Source organism: Duganella aceris (genome assembly GCF_011090165.1).
GTDB lineage: Bacteria > Pseudomonadota > Gammaproteobacteria > Burkholderiales > Burkholderiaceae_D > Rugamonas > Rugamonas aceris.
Map to the genome: position 1 here is coordinate 486437 of NZ_JAADJT010000003.1, position 15560 is coordinate 501996.

At 65.7% G+C, this 15560-nt stretch carries 16 protein-coding genes; 6 read left to right on the top strand and 10 right to left on the bottom strand.

Features of this window, described 5'->3' with window-relative positions; translation table 11 throughout:
• Positions 1-46: 46 nt before the first annotated feature.
• The 7 genes from GW587_RS09425 to GW587_RS09455 all read right to left on the bottom strand — a co-directional run bounded on the left by GW587_RS09425 (position 47) and on the right by GW587_RS09455 (position 9174).
• A complete protein-coding gene (locus GW587_RS09425; protein ID WP_166101463.1) occupies positions 47-1357 on the bottom strand; it encodes an MFS transporter in 1311 nt (436 codons plus the stop codon).
• A 125-nt stretch (positions 1358-1482) separates the two neighbouring features.
• Complete coding sequence (locus tag GW587_RS09430; protein ID WP_166101466.1) at positions 1483-2193, bottom strand: BON domain-containing protein; 711 nt, start codon at positions 2191-2193, stop codon at positions 1483-1485.
• A gap of 102 nt (positions 2194-2295) precedes the next feature.
• Complete coding sequence (locus GW587_RS09435; RefSeq protein ID WP_166101469.1) at positions 2296-2958, bottom strand: hypothetical protein; 663 nt, start codon at positions 2956-2958, stop codon at positions 2296-2298.
• A gap of 131 nt (positions 2959-3089) precedes the next feature.
• On the bottom strand, positions 3090-4790 hold the full coding sequence (locus GW587_RS09440) for a DUF8614 domain-containing protein (RefSeq protein WP_166101472.1): 1701 nt from the start codon (positions 4788-4790) through the stop codon (positions 3090-3092).
• A 152-nt stretch (positions 4791-4942) separates the two neighbouring features.
• The gene (locus GW587_RS09445) at positions 4943-6397 is read right to left on the bottom strand and encodes an efflux transporter outer membrane subunit (protein ID WP_166101474.1); all 1455 of its coding nucleotides are present in this window, start codon (positions 6395-6397) and stop codon (positions 4943-4945) included.
• A gap of 29 nt (positions 6398-6426) precedes the next feature.
• Positions 6427-8040 (bottom strand): DHA2 family efflux MFS transporter permease subunit, encoded by a 1614-nt coding sequence (locus tag GW587_RS09450; RefSeq protein WP_166101477.1) that lies wholly within the window; start codon positions 8038-8040, stop codon positions 6427-6429.
• Positions 8041-8049: 9 nt separating this feature from the next.
• On the bottom strand, positions 8050-9174 hold the full coding sequence (locus GW587_RS09455) for an HlyD family secretion protein (RefSeq protein WP_166101480.1): 1125 nt from the start codon (positions 9172-9174) through the stop codon (positions 8050-8052).
• A 133-nt stretch (positions 9175-9307) separates the two neighbouring features.
• Here GW587_RS09455 and GW587_RS09460 point away from each other — a divergent pair, with 133 nt between their 5' ends.
• The 4 genes from GW587_RS09460 to GW587_RS09475 are packed head-to-tail and all read left to right on the top strand — an operon-like array spanning position 9308 to position 11706.
• The gene (locus GW587_RS09460) at positions 9308-10006 is read left to right on the top strand and encodes a TetR/AcrR family transcriptional regulator (protein WP_166101483.1); all 699 of its coding nucleotides are present in this window, start codon (positions 9308-9310) and stop codon (positions 10004-10006) included.
• Between the two features lie 57 nt (positions 10007-10063).
• A complete protein-coding gene (locus tag GW587_RS09465; RefSeq protein WP_166100519.1) occupies positions 10064-10243 on the top strand; it encodes a hypothetical protein in 180 nt (59 codons plus the stop codon).
• 15 nt (positions 10244-10258) lie between these two features.
• Positions 10259-11197: an alpha/beta fold hydrolase gene (locus GW587_RS09470; RefSeq protein WP_166101485.1), complete on the top strand. Its 939-nt coding sequence runs from the start codon at positions 10259-10261 to the stop codon at positions 11195-11197.
• Positions 11194-11706 (top strand): GNAT family N-acetyltransferase, encoded by a 513-nt coding sequence (locus tag GW587_RS09475; protein WP_166101487.1) that lies wholly within the window; start codon positions 11194-11196, stop codon positions 11704-11706. Before GW587_RS09470 ends, GW587_RS09475 begins: the two co-directional genes overlap by 4 nt.
• A 4-nt stretch (positions 11707-11710) precedes the next feature.
• On the opposite strand, the gene GW587_RS09480 is transcribed toward GW587_RS09475, so the two are convergent.
• Genes GW587_RS09480 through GW587_RS09490 form a run of 3 tightly spaced genes read right to left on the bottom strand, consistent with a single transcriptional unit; the run spans position 11711 to position 13673 of the window.
• Entirely contained in the window at positions 11711-12037 is a 327-nt protein-coding gene (locus tag GW587_RS09480) for a TfoX/Sxy family protein (protein ID WP_166101490.1), read from the bottom strand.
• A 2-nt stretch (positions 12038-12039) separates the two neighbouring features.
• Positions 12040-12699 (bottom strand): thiol:disulfide interchange protein DsbA/DsbL, encoded by a 660-nt coding sequence (locus tag GW587_RS09485; RefSeq protein WP_166101492.1) that lies wholly within the window; start codon positions 12697-12699, stop codon positions 12040-12042.
• A 50-nt stretch (positions 12700-12749) separates the two neighbouring features.
• On the bottom strand, positions 12750-13673 hold the full coding sequence (locus tag GW587_RS09490; RefSeq protein WP_166101494.1) for a LysR family transcriptional regulator: 924 nt from the start codon (positions 13671-13673) through the stop codon (positions 12750-12752).
• Between the two features lie 91 nt (positions 13674-13764).
• On the opposite strand from GW587_RS09490, the gene GW587_RS09495 reads away from it, so the two are divergent.
• Together GW587_RS09495 and GW587_RS09500 are read left to right on the top strand one after the other, a co-directional pair.
• On the top strand, positions 13765-14187 hold the full coding sequence (locus tag GW587_RS09495) for a PACE efflux transporter (RefSeq protein WP_166101497.1): 423 nt from the start codon (positions 13765-13767) through the stop codon (positions 14185-14187).
• A 35-nt stretch (positions 14188-14222) separates the two neighbouring features.
• A complete protein-coding gene (locus tag GW587_RS09500; protein ID WP_166101500.1) occupies positions 14223-15521 on the top strand; it encodes a M20/M25/M40 family metallo-hydrolase in 1299 nt (432 codons plus the stop codon).
• Positions 15522-15560 lie beyond the last annotated feature (39 nt).

The window sequence follows — 15560 nt, forward strand, 5'->3', positions numbered from 1 at the left end:
TGCACCGGCACATGACAGCTTGATTACATTTTGTCAGCGTTGCCGATTAGGCAGCCTTGGCGGACACCGCCGGCGCCAGCGGCACGGCCGCCGCCGGCTTGCGGATCAGCAGCACGATGGCGGCGGCCACGAGGCAGGCGGCGCCGGCGGCGAACAGCGCCGGGTTGTAGGTCAGCAGCAAGGTGCGGATGCGGCCGGCGCCATAGGCGGCGACGGCGGCGCCCAGCTGGTGGCCGGCGAAGATCCAGCCGAACACCATGCCGGCCTTCTCCTTGCCGAAAGTGGCGCCAACCAGGCGGACCGTCGGCGGCACGGTGGCGATCCAGTCCAGCCCGTAGAACATGGCGAACAGCGACAGGCCGTACAGCGTGAACTCCGAGTACGGCAGCCAGAACAGCGACAAGCCGCGCAGGCCGTAGTACATGAACAGCAGCTTGCGGTTGTCGTAGCGGTCCGACAGCCAGCCCGAGGCGATGGTGCCGACCAGGTCGAACGCGCCCATCATCGCCAGCACCGAGGCGGCCGGCACCGCCGACAGGCCGGCGTCGCCGCACAGCGAGATGAAGTGGGTCTGGATCAGGCCGTTGGTGCTGAGGCCGCAGATGAAGAAGGTGCCGAACAGGATCCAGAACACGCGGTTGCCCGAGACGCTGGCCAAGACCTTGAACGGCGTGGCGAAGGTGATGTGCATCGGCGGCGCGAGCGGCGCCACCGGCGTGCCGGGCGCGGCGCCGAACGGCGTCAGGCCGACGTCGTTCGGGCGGTTGCGCATGAACAGGAACACCAGCACCGCCACCACCGCGCAAGCGGCGAACACCGGGATCACCGCCATGCGCCAGCCGAAGTGTTCGATCAGCCAGGCGCCGACCGGCAGGAAGATCAGCTGCCCGGTGGCCGAGCTGGCCGTCAGCACGCCGACCACCAGCCCGCGATGGGTGTCGAACCAGCGGTTGGAGACCACCGCGCTGAGCACCAGCGCGGTCATGCCGGAGCCGACGCCAAGCATGATGCCCCACAGCGCCACCAGGTGCCAGAACTGCGACATTTGCGTCGCCAGCGCCAAGCCGGCCGCCACCAGCGCCAGCGCGGTGACCACCACGTTGCGCAAGCCGAAGCGTTCCATCAGGATCGCGGCGAACGGTCCCATCAAGCCGAACAGCACGAAGCGCACCGCCAGCGCGGACGAGATCTGCTCCACGTCCCAGCCGAATTCCTTCGACAGCGGTTGCAGCAGCGCGCCCGGCAGCCCCAGCGCGGCGGACGAGGTCAAGGCGGTGAGAAAGGTCAGCGCGACGATGACCCACGAAAAGTGCAGGCCGCGCCGCTGCAGCCAGTTGGAAAAGGGTTGTGCAAACATGAAGGTCCTCGCAATGCGATGCGCGCGGAAGGCACGCTGAGCGCCAGTTTAAATGATGACCATCATGATTGCAACAAGAAAAAAGCCCGGCGCGGCCCACAGGCGGCGCCGGGCGCGGGCGGCGATTACTTCACGCGCAGCGAGCTTTGTACTTTGCTGACACCTTTGACGTTGCGGGCGACGGTGACCGCTTTGTCGACTTCAGCCTGCGACGGCACGAAGCCGCTCAGCATCACGGTGCCGTTGGTGGTTTCCACATGCACGTCCAGCGATTTCAGCGCCGGCTCGGCCAGCAGCTCGGTCTTCACCTTGGTGGTGATCACGGAGTCGGCGACGGTATCCTTGGCCAGCTCGGACTTGGCGCGGGTTTCGCACGATGCCTTGTCGGCGCCGCTCATGCTGCTGCAATCGATGCCGGTCTGGGCGACGTCGGCGGCTTTCTTGCCGGCCTTGGCGTCGTTGATGGCGGCGGTGTGCATCGACCTGGCGCCGGTCAGGCAGCTATCCTTGTCGGCGCCGGTCAACGGCGAGCACTGGGCCTTGGCCAGGTCGTATTGGGCGTCGGCCACATTGGTCTGGGCCTTTTCCACCGATTTTTTGTCGTTCTTGTATTGCCATGCGGCGGTCGCTTCGCTGTTGGCGCGCGCTACCTTGGCTTGTTCGATGCAGACGTCCTTGGCGTTGCCCGATTGCGCATCGCAAGCGGCCTTGGAGGTTTTGTAGGTGCTTTCAGCTTGACTGGTGGCGGCCTTGTACGCGACTTTGTCGTCGTTCGGCGTGGCGGCGAAACTGGCGCTGGCGGCGGTGGCCAACACGAAGAGCAGTAACTTGTTCATGATGTGTCCCTCAGTTGTGGTGGTTAGTGGACACATTAGACGCCCGCCGCCGCCGGAACTCTGTGCGGGAACGAACATTGTTGGCGTTTTGCTACGCCGGACTCAGTCGTCGTAGGCCAGCCCCCGGCGCCACAGATTGGCGGCCTGCTCGAACAGCGGCAGTCCCGGCGGGAAGGCGGCGCCGGTCGGCGCCAGTTGCAGCCACGCCAGCGTGCTGTGCGACCCGGCGGCCGGCGACGGCTGGCGCACCTGCCGCATCCAGCCGGCCACGGCGGCGTATTGTTCGGGGTGACGCTGCTGGGTCCAGGCCAGCGCCACCAGGTCGGCGTAGCCTTCCTCGCGCTGCGTTTCAAGCAAGGCGGCGGCGTCGCCCTGCGCGCCCTGTTCGAAGCCGGACGGCACCACGTGCCACACGCCCTGCACATAACGCCAGCAATGGCCGATCTCGTGCGCCACCATGGCCTCGATCATCAGCGGACGCTGCGCGGCCGGCACGTCGGCCAGGATGTCCTCGGCGTTGGGGTTGCCGCGCATCGACAGCACCAGCTTGCAGCGGCCGTCCTGATAGCCCAGCGCCAGCGGCACGTCGGTCGGGCGCGCCTGCGGCTGCACGGTGATATCGATCGGTAATTTGAGTTCTTGCTTGGCGTAGCCCAGCACGGCCGCGCCGGCGGTGAGCCAGCGGGTTTCCACGTCGGTCAATTGGGCCGCGGAGGCCAGTCCGGACGCGAGGAACAGCAACAGGGATAAGGTGCGCTTGATCATGGTGATCAAACTTTAGCATGCAGAAGGCAAGAATTATTGCCTTCTGGAAGGACTGACAACAGTTTATTTCTACGTAGGAAAAGTTTTATTATTGAAGTTTTGAAAATGGGGGCGCGGCGGCCCCCACTGCCTTATCGACCCAGCAGGGTATTGGCGGTCTTGAATTCCGGGCGGATGTCGTTCGGCACGGATTTCATTTTATCCAGCGCCTTTTGCACGTCCGGACGGATCACCACGTACTTGGTCATCATCTCCTTGGCGCGGGCGTAGTCGCCGGTCGCTTCGATGGTGAGGAACTCGCGGTCGAGGTCGATCACGGCCTGCTTGATCTTCTTGAAGTCCACCGCGAAGGTGCCGTCGCCGTGCGAGATGAAGCCGCCCTTGTCGAGGATGTAGTTCATCTGGATCGCCATGCCGCGCGCGTGCGAATCGGTCAGGCCGAAGTGCAGCGTGCGGAAGGCGGAGGCGAGGAAGGTGGTGTACAGCTTGCGCTCGGCCGCCTCGCCCTGCCCCAGCGTGCCTTTCAGCTGGCCCTTGTCCATCATGTAGGCCAGCGCGAACAGGCCGGTGATGTCGGCCTTGGCTTCCTCGATGGTCGAATAGGCTTCCTTCAGGTCCTGGCGCGGGGTCGATTCCTTGCCGTTGGCCCTGGTCAGGTGCGGGCCGAGGCCGTGGGTGATCTCGTGCGCCAGGATGTGGGTGAAGAAGGAATCGAAGTCGACGTCCTTTTGGTCGGCCGGCTTCAGCACCAGTTTGGAGATCGGCGTCAGCGTCGACTTGAACTTGGCTTCCTGCACGTTCTTCAGCATCACGCGCTTGGAGCCGCGCTGGCTGATGATGCGTTCGTCGTTCGGCAGGTTGTAGGCGGCGGTCTGTACGCCCATGTTGCCGTCGCCGGCGCCGTAGACCTGGTTGACCACCACCATCGGCGCCAGCGCGCCGACTTTCGGGTTGCGGTATTGCTTGTCCAGCGGCAGGTTGTCTTCCAGCTCCTGCATGTGCTTGGCGAAGAAGTCCAGCTTCTGGGTTTCCTTCTGGTCGCGGATGTTGACGTAGGCTTCGAACGCGGCCTTGTAGCCGAACAGTTCGTCGTTGTAGGTTTCGTAAGGGCCGATGGTGATGTCGACTGGCGCGTCCAGATCCATCCAGGCGAAGTCGGAGGCCAGGTAATCGTTGCTCAGGAAAGCGTCGGCGCGCAATTCGAGGAACTTCTTCAGCGAGGCGTTGTCGGTGTCGGCCGCCGCCGCGCGCAGCAGCTTCGCGGCCTGTTCCAGTTCCGGCTTGTACTCCTCCGAATATTTGACGATCTTGAATTTGCCGTCGGCGCCGGCGCGGATGGTGGTGAAGAACCACTGCGCCTGATTCTTGTCTTCCGCGTTGAGGCCGTTCATCCAGCTTTCCAGCGCCGGCTTGGTGGCGCCCGCCGGATAGAAGTTGCCGGCTTCCGGCTTCTTGGCCGGCACGGCGATGCCGCCCACGTCGGCCGGCAGGAAGGATTGGTGGTCGTCGAGGATGGACCAGGGGCCTTTATTGAGCCAGAAATAATCGAGACGGGCCTTGCCCAGCGGGCTGGTGTCCTTTTTCAGCGCGGCCCACAGCGCCTCGTTGCCGGACCAGCGCTGGCGCAATTGCAGCACGTCGATGATCTTGGCCGCCTCGATCAGCTTGGCGATGGCTTTCTTGTCGCCGGCCGAGAGCTTGGCGGTATCGGCGGTCAGCGCGACCGGCGCGAAGCGCTGGCTCATCTTGTTCAAGTCGGCGACGCCGGCCGGCGCGGCGTAGGCGGCGGCACAGGCAACAGCCAGTGCCAGCGGGAGCAGGATTTTTTTCATTGAGACCTCGGATAGAGTGAGGCCCACATTGTAATCCACGCCCCGCCCCCCCCCAACGTCGGTGTCAGTGCCGACATTCGGACATCGCGGAACTTTGCGTATGCTGGAAGTTCCGCGATGTCCGAATGTCGGCACTGACACCGAAGTGTTGCTTACTGCGCCACCGACGCCAGCTGCGGCGATGGCTGCCAGCCGGCGCCGAGCGCGCGCGCCACCGACACCGCTGCCAGCAGGCGCTGGGTGTTGATCTGCACCGCCGCGCGGTCCGCCGCCAGCGCGCTGCGCTGCGCGTCGGTGACGTCCAGGTAGGTCGACACGCCACGCTCGTAACGCGCACGCGCCACCAGGTAGCCGCGCGCCGCCGCCACTTGCGACGCCTTCTGTGCGTCGCCCTGCAACTGGCGTTGCTGCACGTCCGACAGCGCGTCTTCCACTTCGCGCAGCGCCGTCAGCAGCTTGGTCTGGTGGTTGGCCAGCGCCTCTTCGTAGCGCGCTTTCGAGATCGCCAGGTTGGCCTTGTTGCGGCCACCGTCGAAGATCGGCAGCGACAAGGCCAGCGGGCCGACGCTGAACTGGCGCGAGTCGCCCTTGGCCAGGTTGCTCAGACTCTCCGAGGCGAAGCCGAAGTTACCGGTCAGCGTCAGCGATGGATAGAACGCGCCTTCGGCCACGCCGATCTGCGCGTTCGCGCCGCGCAGCGCGGCGACGCTGCCCGCCAGGTCAGGACGCTGGGCCAGCAGGCTGGCCGGCAGGCCGACCGGAATCGCCGGCGGTTGCGGCAGCGCTGCCGCATCGGCCTTCGCAGCGGTCAGCATCGACGACGGCGAGGCGCCGACCAGGGTCGCCAGGCTGTGCTCCAGCAGATTGCGCTGACGCTGCGCTTCATGCAGGTCGGCCTGCGCGTTGGCGCGTTCGATGCGCGCGCGCGACACGTCCAGTTCATTCGACAAGCCGGCGTCGAAACGCGCCGTCACCAGCTCCTCGGTTTCGCGGCGGGTGTCGAGCGCGCCGGCCAGGATCGCCAGTTCGGCGTCCAGGCCGCGCAGTTGCCAGTAGGTGGTCGCCAGTTGCGACGACAGCATCAGCAGCACGCCGTCGCGGTCGGCCTCGGCCACCAGCGCTTGCGCGTCGGAGGCTTCGACCAGGCGGCGCACGCGGCCCAGCAGGTCGACTTCATACGAGAAGCTGGAGCCGACCGAGTAGTTGTTACCCTTGATCGCGCGGCCGCCCAGCGCCAGGCCCTGCGAAGTCTCGGCCGAAGTGCGCGAGTTCGAGATGCCGGCGTTGACGCTCAACTGCGGCTGCTGCTGCGCCCGCGTCACGCCGGCCTGCTCCAGCGCCTGCACCAGCCGCTGCGCGGCGGCCTTGACGCTCGGGTTGTCGCGCAGCGCGGTTTGCTCCAGGCGGTTCAGGGTGTCGTCGTTGAACACGGTCCACCATTGCGCCGGCAGGTGCGCCTCGCTGGCGCCGGCTTGCGGCAGATGGCGGAACGACGCGTCGGCGACATTCTTCGGCGCCGAAAAGTCGGAACCGACGGTGGCGCAGCCGCTGACGGCCAGGGTGACGGAGACAGCGAGCGTCAGGCGCTTCAAAGCTGAATTCAACATGTTAATACCTCATTTATGCAGTTATTGTTTTAGTGCGCGCCGCCGCCACCGCCGCCGGAAGGGGCTTTGACTTTGTCCGAGAACCACAGCACGCCGATGCAGCCGAACAGCACCGCCGCCACCAGGAAGAAACCGTCGTTGTACGCCATCACATACGCCTCGCGCCGCACGATGCCGTCGACCGCCTTCAGCGCCATGTCCGACGCCGTGGTGGCATCGAAACCCTTGCCGACGAACGACTGCGTCAACGCCGCCAGCCGCTCCTGCGTCGCCGCCGCGAAGCCGGTCACCGACTCGCCGATGCGCTGCGAATGGAAATGCTCGCGCGACGTCAGCGCGGTCGCCAGCAGGGCGATGCCGATCGAACCGCCCAAGTTGCGGGTCATGTTGATCAGGCTCGAAGCCGACGGCATGTCCTTGGGCTGGATGCCGTTCATCGCGAAGTTCGACAAGGTCAGCATCACGAACGGCTGGCCCAGCGCGCGCACGATCTGCGACAGCAGCAACTGATCGTAGCCGGTGGTCGCGTCCATATAGGCGTTCATCAGGCAGGAGCCGCCGAATAGCAGCAAGCCGAACGAACACAGGATGCGGTTGTCCACCTTCGACGACAGCTTGGCCACGAACGGCATGATGAACAACTGCGGCAAGCCGGCCCACATGATGACCTCACCGATCTGCATCGGCGAATAGCCGGCGATCTGGCCCAGGTACAGCGGCAGCAGGAACGCCGAGCCGTACAAGCCCATGCCCATCGCCATCGACAGCGCGGTGGCGGCGAAGAAGTTACGCTGGCCGTACAAGCCCAGGTTGACAAAGGGATTCTTGCGCACCGCACTGTTGACCACCCAGCCGAGCAGGCCGATGATCGCCAGCGCGGCGAAGGTGATGATGAACGACGAATCGAACCAGTCCTTGCTGTTGCCCTCTTCCAGGAAGATGGTCAGGCTGCCCAGGCCGACGGCCATGAAGGCGATGCCCAGCCAGTCGGCGTTGAACAGCAGCGACGGTTGCGCCTTCTCCTTGTCCAGACCGAGCGCGATGCCGCCGATCAGCAGCAAGCCCGGCACCCAGTTGATGTAGAAGATCGACGGCCAGCCATACAGCTCGCTCAGGTAACCGCCGAAGGTCGGGCCCATCGACGGCGCCAGCGTCGCGGTCAGGCCGAAGATCGCCATGCCGGTGGCGCGCTTGGATGGCGGCAGCTTGGTCATCACCAGCGTCATCGCCATCGGGATCAGCGCGCCGCCGGTGAAGCCCTGCAGCATGCGGAAGGCGATCATGCTCGGCAGGTTCCAGGCGAAGCCGCACAAGGTGGAGAACACCAGGAACAGCGCGGTGGTGCCCATCATGTAAGCGCGCATGCCGAACACACGGGTCAGCAGGCCGGTCATCGGGATCACCACGATCTCCGCCACCAGATAGGCGGTGGCGATCCACGAGCCCTCTTCCTGCGTGGCCGACAGCGTGCCGAGGATGTCCTTCAGCGACGAGTTGGTGATCTGGATGTCGAGCACCGCCATGAAGGCGCCCAGCATGCCGGCGGCCACCGCCATCCAGGTGCGGCCGGAGACCTTCTCGCTCGGAGCGGCGGGCGCGTGAGCAGCCCCGCCGCCCGGCGTATCGATAGTAGTGCTGGCCATGGCGCGTCCTTACTGTTTGATCGCTACTTCGGCGATGGCCGACATGCCCGGCACCAGGCGGCCGCTCAGGGCCTTGACGTCCTCCGGCTTGAAGGTGATCTTGACCGGCACGCGCTGCACGATCTTGGTAAAGTTGCCGGTCGCGTTATCGGCCGGCAGCAGCGCGAACTGCGCGCCCGACGCCGGCGCGAAGCTGTCCACCTTGCCGATCAATTCCTTGCCCGGGATCGCGTCGATGCTGACTTTGACTTCCTGGCCCGGCTTCAGGTCGGCCAACTGGGTCTCCTTGAAGTTCGCGGTCAGCCACACGTTTTCCTGCACGATGGCGGTCAGCTGCTGGCCCGGCGTCACGCGCTGGCCCACTTCGATGGTGCGCTTGCCGATACGGCCGCCCACCGGCGCCAGGATGCGGTTGTACGCCAATTGCTGCTGCGCGTCCTTGAGCTGCACGCGCAGCACGTCGACTTGCGCCTTCAGCACATCGCGCGCCGAGTTGGCGGCGGTGATCTGCGCCTTGGCGGCGGTGGCTGCGTCCTTGCGCGCGGCCAGATCGGCCACGGCGCCGGCGCGGCCGGCGACGGCGGCGTCCAGTTCCGCTTTCGACACGGCCTTCATCTGGCTGTTATACAGCTGGCCGAAACGCTCGGCGTCCTGCCTGGCGCGCAGCAGCTGCGCTTCCGACTGCGCCACCTGCGCGGCGGCGCCGCTGGCCTGGGCCTTTACCTGCGCGATCTGAGCGTCCGACTGCGTGACCTGCTGCTCGGCGCTGGCGATCTGCGCCTGGATCTGCTCCACTTTTACGCGCTGGTCGAACGGATCCAGCTCGGCGATCACGTCGCCTTCCTTGACGATCTGGTTGTCGTCGATCAGCACCTTGGTGACCACGCCGGAAATGCGCGCCGACACCGGATGCACATGGCCCGCCACATAGGCGTTCTCGGTCTCGACGAAATAATGACTGCGATACCACATGCGGCCGCCGGCGGCCAACGCGGCGATCGCCACCAGCGCGGCCACCACCAGCACCTTGCGGTTGGGCGCGGACGGGCCGGCGGGCGCGGCGGCCGGGGCTGCGCCTTGCGCGGCCGGAGCTGCCGGAACGGCGCTGAGAACTTTTGGTTCTTGAGTGGACATGTAATGCTCCAGAGAAAAATGAAATGGAATAGGGTCATTATTGGCGGGTTTTGGGCCAAAGTCAAGAAATGAAACGATTGCATTTCATTTTAATTTGGACTAGCATGACGGCATTCGCTATCATTTAGCCGCCATGAAAATCACCGACCAAACCGCCGCCGCGCTGGCGGAGCCAGACTGTCCCGAATCCGACCCGTCCTGCTGGGGCAAGTCCGCCGGCCGGCCGCGCGCCGCCGACAAGGAAGCCAGGCTGCAGGCGCTGCTGCACACGGCGGCCGAATTATTCCTGGAAAAAGGCTACAGCAAGGTCAGCCTGGAAATGATCGCCCGCGAAGCCCACGTCGCGGTGCGCACCATCTACGTCAAGTTCGGCGGCAAGGCCGGGCTGCTCAACGCCGTCATCGAAAACGGCCGCGCCCACTTCTTCGCCGGCATGACCGACATGGCCTCCGACCCGCGCCCGCTGCGCGAGGTGCTGGAGGACTTCGCGGTACGCTTCCTTGAACTGGTCTCGGCGCCCGCCTTCGCCAGCCTGCACCGCATGGTGGTGGCCGAGGCCAAGACCACGCCGGAGCTGGCCGAGACCTTTTACGAAGCCGGCCCGAAGCGCACCCGCGAACAGCTGACGCGTTTCTTCAACCGTCCCGATGTCCGCGCCCAGATGCGCGCCGACGTGCCGCTGGACATGCTGGCGATACACCTGACCAGCTGCCTGTTGGGCGACAACATGGTGCGCATGCTGTTCCCGCCGGAACGCCAGCCGACCGAGGCGGAACTGCGCCAGCAGGCGATCAAAGGCCTGGACCTGTTCCTGCGCGGCGTGATGGGTTGATTCTCCAGCCAGAATTTGCCATTTGTTCTATACTGTTTTTTTGAAAATGGAGCAGACATGAGCAGAACGAATCGACTGGACTGGAGCAAGCAAGTCACCCTGATGAATGAACGCATCAAAAATTTCCAGGCCAACCCCGGCCAGGAACAGCTGGACGCGGCCATCGCCGAACTGAAAGCTTACGCCGAAGCGGCCCGCACCGGCGGCATCGAAATCCCCGCATTGTTCACCACGTAAGCCCCGGGCCGGCACATGAAACACTTGCGCGCGCTGGCGATCGCCATCCTCCTGGCGGCCGGCGCCGGCGCCGGCTACTACCACTATAAAAATCCCGAGAAGCTCACGCTCGACGCCAGCGCCCGCAGCGCCGCCGGCGCACCCGGCGCCTACGCCACGCTGAGCGACGGCGTCACCCACTACGAAGCGGCCGGTTCGGCCGATGGCCGCGTCGCGGTGCTGGTGCACGGCTTCTCGGTGCCGTCCTATATCTGGGATCCGACCTTCGCCGCGCTGCGCGACGCCGGCTACCGGGTGATCCGCTACGACCTGTATGGACGCGGCCTGTCCGACCGCCCGGACGCCGCCTACGACGGCGCGCTGTACGACAAGCAGCTCGACGACCTGCTCGCCGCGCTCAAGGTGAGCGGCCCGGTCGACTTGTTCGGGCTCTCGTTCGGCGGCTACGTCACCGCGCACTACGCGTCCACGCATCCACAGCGGGTGCGCACGCTGAACCTGGTCGATCCGTCGAACACCGCACCGACGCTGCCATGGCAATTCAGCACGCCGCTGCTCGGCCCTTACCTGTTCCAGGTCGGCGCCGTGCCGACCATGGCCGACAACCAGGCCGGCGACTTCCTGCACCCCGAACAATTCCCCGGCTGGGCCGAACGCTATCGCCCGCAGATGCAGTACCACGGCTTCGGCCGCGCGCTGTACCGATCGCGCCTGAATCTCGCGCACACCGACTTCGACGCCATCTACGCCACCATCGCGCGCAATGGCACGCCGGTGCAACTGATCTGGGGCAAGCAGGATCCGGTGATCCCGGTGGCGCAGTCGGCGCGTCTGCGCAAAGCCATGCCGGCGCTGGAGTACTTTGAAATCGACCAATCGGGCCACCTGCCGCAGATGGAGCAGGCGGCGGTCTTCAACCAGCGCATGCTGGCCTACTTGACGGCGCATCCATGATGAACATCCGCACCCTGCAAGCCGACGACGCCGAACGCCTGCTAGCGTTCGAACTGGAAAACCGCGTCTGGTTCGAGCAGCATGTCGAAGCGCGCGGCGATGCGTTTTACACGCCGGACGGCGTGGCCGCGCACATCGCCGATTACCTGCGCGACTACGCGGCAGGCGTCATGCATCCATGTGTATTGATCGACGACGACGGCGCCGTGATCGGCCGCGCCAACCTGCGCCGCATCGACAAGGCGACGGGCAGCGGCGAAGTGGGTTACCGCATCGCCCACAGCCACGCGCGCAAAGGCCTGGCCAGCGGTGCGCTGGAACACTTGCAGCAGCTGGCGCGCGAGCGTTACGGCCTGCGCATGCTGAATGCCTGGATCGCGGAAGAGAATCTCGGCTCGCGCCGCGTGATGGAAAAATGCCACTTCAGCCGCGCTGCGCTGACGCCGTCGGTCAGCGTCACCGTCAACGGCGTGCGCCGCGACTCACACCTGTACCAGTGCCACCTGTAGAAAATTATTCCGCCGAGGCGATCGCCTGGCGGGCCCAGGCCAGCAGCTGTTCGCTGTCGTCCAGCAGGAACTCCGGCGCGGTGTAGAACTTGCGGACTTCGACCTGCCCCTTCCTGGTCACATAGGAAAACGGCTCGGCGCCGTGGGCGACGAAGTCGCCCCGCGTGGCGTCGCCGACGCGCAGGTAGAGCGTGCTGCCCATCACCCACGCGAACTGCTTGCCGTGATAGCTGAAGGCGCGACCGCCGAAAAACACCGCATCCGTCACCGCCGCGCCCAAAGGCGCGAACTGCTCGCGGACATACGCGACGAATCCGGCGCTCGCGCCCACGCTTATTTGCGCGACTGCGCGACCAGCGCGTCCAGCACCTGCAAGGTCGCCTGGTTCAACTGCGCGCGCGGGATCTGGCCCGGATTGGCGGCATCGACGGCGCTCGGGTTGGTCGAGAAGCGGCCGTCGACGATGATCGTCGGCGTACTGTTGACTTCATACGTGCTCGCCACGCGGCCGGCGTTTTTCAACTTCGTCATCACCGAGAACGAGTTGTAGACGGCCGTGTACTTCTCCTTGTCGATGCCGTTCTTCACCGCCCAATCGATGTTGTCCGCATCGCTCTTCAGGCGGCGGCGCTCGACGTGCCAGGTGCTCAGGATCTTGGCATGCAGCTGCTCCTCCAGCTTCATCGCCTCCAGGGTCAGGAACATGTGCGCTTCCGGATCGTTCTCCCCGGTCAGCGGCAAGTGGATGCGGCGGAACGTGATGTTGTCGCCCTGCTTCTTGACCCACGCCAGCATGTCCGGCTCCAGCGCGTAGCACGCCGGGCAGTGATACATGAAGAATTCGATCACTTCGACCTTCTTGCCGACCGCCTGCACCGCCTGCGGCGTCTTCAGCGTGGTGTACTCGGCGCCGTTGCGCGGCGCGGCCGGCGAGGCGAACGCGGTGGCGGCGCACAGGCCCGCAACAACAATAGCAATCTTCAGCAAACGCATGGTCTTTCTTCCTCGTGTCAGGTAAAGGCAGCAGAATAGCACCGTTCCGGCTAATCCTCCACCGGCCGCGCCTCCAGGCCGGCGATGTCCTTCATCAGCGCGATCAGGCGCGTCGCGCCCAGACCCAGCGGACGGTCGTTCAGCCACACCACGTCCACCCACAGCCGTACCTGGTTGCTCATGTGGGCGAAGCCGATGCCCAGCAATTCGCCACTGTCGAGCAGCGGCGCCGCCAGGCGCTTGGGCAGATAGGCCCAGCCCAGGCCAGCCTGCACCAGCCGCAGCGTCGCCAGATGGCTGTCGGTGCGCCAGACCTTGCGCGAGATGAGCACCCGCTCGTCGATGTTCTCGCCGGCCGCCTGCGCATCGCGGCTGACGATGGCGATCTGGCGCATGTCGACCAGGTCTTCGAGCCGGAAGCGGCCGTTGCGCTCCCGCGCCAGCGGGTGCAGCGGCGAGATCACCGCCACCAGCATCTCGCTGCCCAGTTCCTGGAAGCTCTCGCGCTCATCGACGCGGGTGCGCTCGTAGATCAGCGCCAGCTGCGCCGCGCCGTCGTGCAGCATGCGCAGCGCGTCAGCCTGCGGCGCCGACAGCACCTCCACCTCCAGCGATGGGAACTCCTCCGCCAGCCGCGCCAGCGGATCGCTCCACGCCGCCGACAACAGCTCCGGCGCGATCGCCAGCGTCAGGCGCCGCTCCAGCCCCTGGTGCAGCGACAGCGCGTGCGCCTGCAGGCGGCGCAACTGGGCCGCCATCTGCCGCGCCTCGGCCTCCAGCGCCCGTGCCGATTCGGTCGGCCGTACCTCGCGCGAGCTGCGTTCGAACAGCTGCAAGTCCAGCTCCGCCTCCAGCTGCGCGATCGCCATGCTGACGGCCGACGGCACCCGACCCAGCGCGCGCGCCGCCGCCGAGAAGGAGCCGTGATCCAGCACGGCGAGGAAGATCGCGACGGTGTCGCTTGAGAAGGCCATGCGCCTATGCTGTCAGAAAAATTGATAGCTGTCGACTTTTGCGATCACAAAATCTCGAATACCATGCGGTCTTGTCATTCGGAGAAACACCATGCAAGGCCTCAAACGCAAAGTCATCTACGCCGTATTGTTCGAAATGATCGCGGTCGCGCTGACCAGCAGCCTGCTGATGCTGATGGGCGGGCATGACGCCGGGCAGGCCGGCGTCGCGGCGGTCGCCTCGTCGGCCATCGCGCTGCTGTGGAACCTGGTCTACAACACGCTGTTCGAAGCCTGGGAAGCGCGCCAGGCCACGCGCGGCCGCGGCTGGATGCGCCGCGCCGCGCACGCCGCCGGCTTCGAAGGCGGCCTGGTGGTGATCCTGGTGCCGCTGTTCGCGTGGTGGCTGCATATCTCGCTGTGGCACGCGCTGGTGCTCGACCTGGGACTGGTGCTGTTCTTCATGGTCTACACCTTCCTGTTTGCGCTCGCGTTCGACCGCGTCTTCGGGCTGCCCGCATCGGCGCAAGGCTGAGCTACAATCGAAGGCAATCGACCAATGGAGCCCACATGATCTTGAAACCGTTCGCCTTCGCCGCACTGACCCTTTCCATGAGCATCGCCGGCGCCGCGCAGCTGTCGCCCATCGAGCAAAAGATCGTCGCCGAAGTCAAGGCGCATTCCGAACAGGGCCTGCAACTGCTGGAGCGCTCGGTCAACATCAACAGCGGCACCATGAACCACGAAGGCGTGCGCGAAGTCGGGAAGCTGTTCCGCGACCAGTTCGACCAACTCGGCTTCAAGACGCGCTGGATCGACATGCCCGCGTCGGTGCAGCGCGCCGGCCACCTGGTCGCCACCCGTGAAGGCAAGCAAGGCAAGCGCCTGCTGCTGATCGGCCATCTGGATACCGTGTTTGAAAAGGACAGCCCGGTGCAGCTGTGGAAGCGCGACGGCGACCGCGTGCGCGGCCAGGGCGTCAACGACATGAAGGGCGGCGACGTCATCATCGTCGAAGCGCTGCGCGCCTTGCAGCGCGTGGGCGCCCTGGACAACACCACGATCAGCGTGATGTTCAGCGGCGACGAGGAAAACGCCGGCGACCCGATCGAAGTCTCGCGCGGCGACATGGTCGCCGCCGCCAAGCGCAGCGACATCGCCCTCGCCTTCGAAGCCACGGTGCGCAACAAGGAAGGCAAGGACACCGGTACCGTCGGCCGCCGCTCCTCGTCCGCGTGGGAGCTGGAGGTCAAGGGCAAGCAAGGGCACTCCAGCGGCATCTTCACCGAGACCGCCGGCTATGGCGCGGTGTACGAAGCGGCGCGCATCCTGGACGGCTTTCGCCAGCAGGTGATCGAGCCCGACCTGACCTTCAGCCCCGGCCTGATCCTGGGCGGGACCGAAACCGGCACCGACGACACCGGCACCAAAGGCCAGGCCGCAGGGAAGACCAACGTCATCGCCAGAACGGCCGTAGTGAAAGGCGACCTGCGCTACCTCAGCTACGAACAGCGCGACCGCGCGCACGCGAAGATGAAAGCCATCGTCGCGCAAAGTCTGACGGGCACCAGCGCCAGCATCGTCTTCCACGACCACTATCCGCCGATGTCGCCAACGCCTGGCAACCTGGCGGTGCTGAAGGTCTACTCGCAAGCCAGCGCCGACGCCGGCCTGGGCGAGATCCCCGCCCTGCCGCCGGGCCAGCGCGGCGCCGGCGACATCCAGTTCGTCGCCCCGCTGGTCGATAGCCTCGACGGCCTGGGCGCCGCCGGCAACGGCGCCCACTCGCCGGACGAAGACCTGGAAATCGCCTCGATCGAACGCGCCACCATCCGCACCGCGATCCTGATATACCGCCTGACGCGCTAAGCTGGATCAAACTGTGCCGGCAACGTGAGTGCTACCATG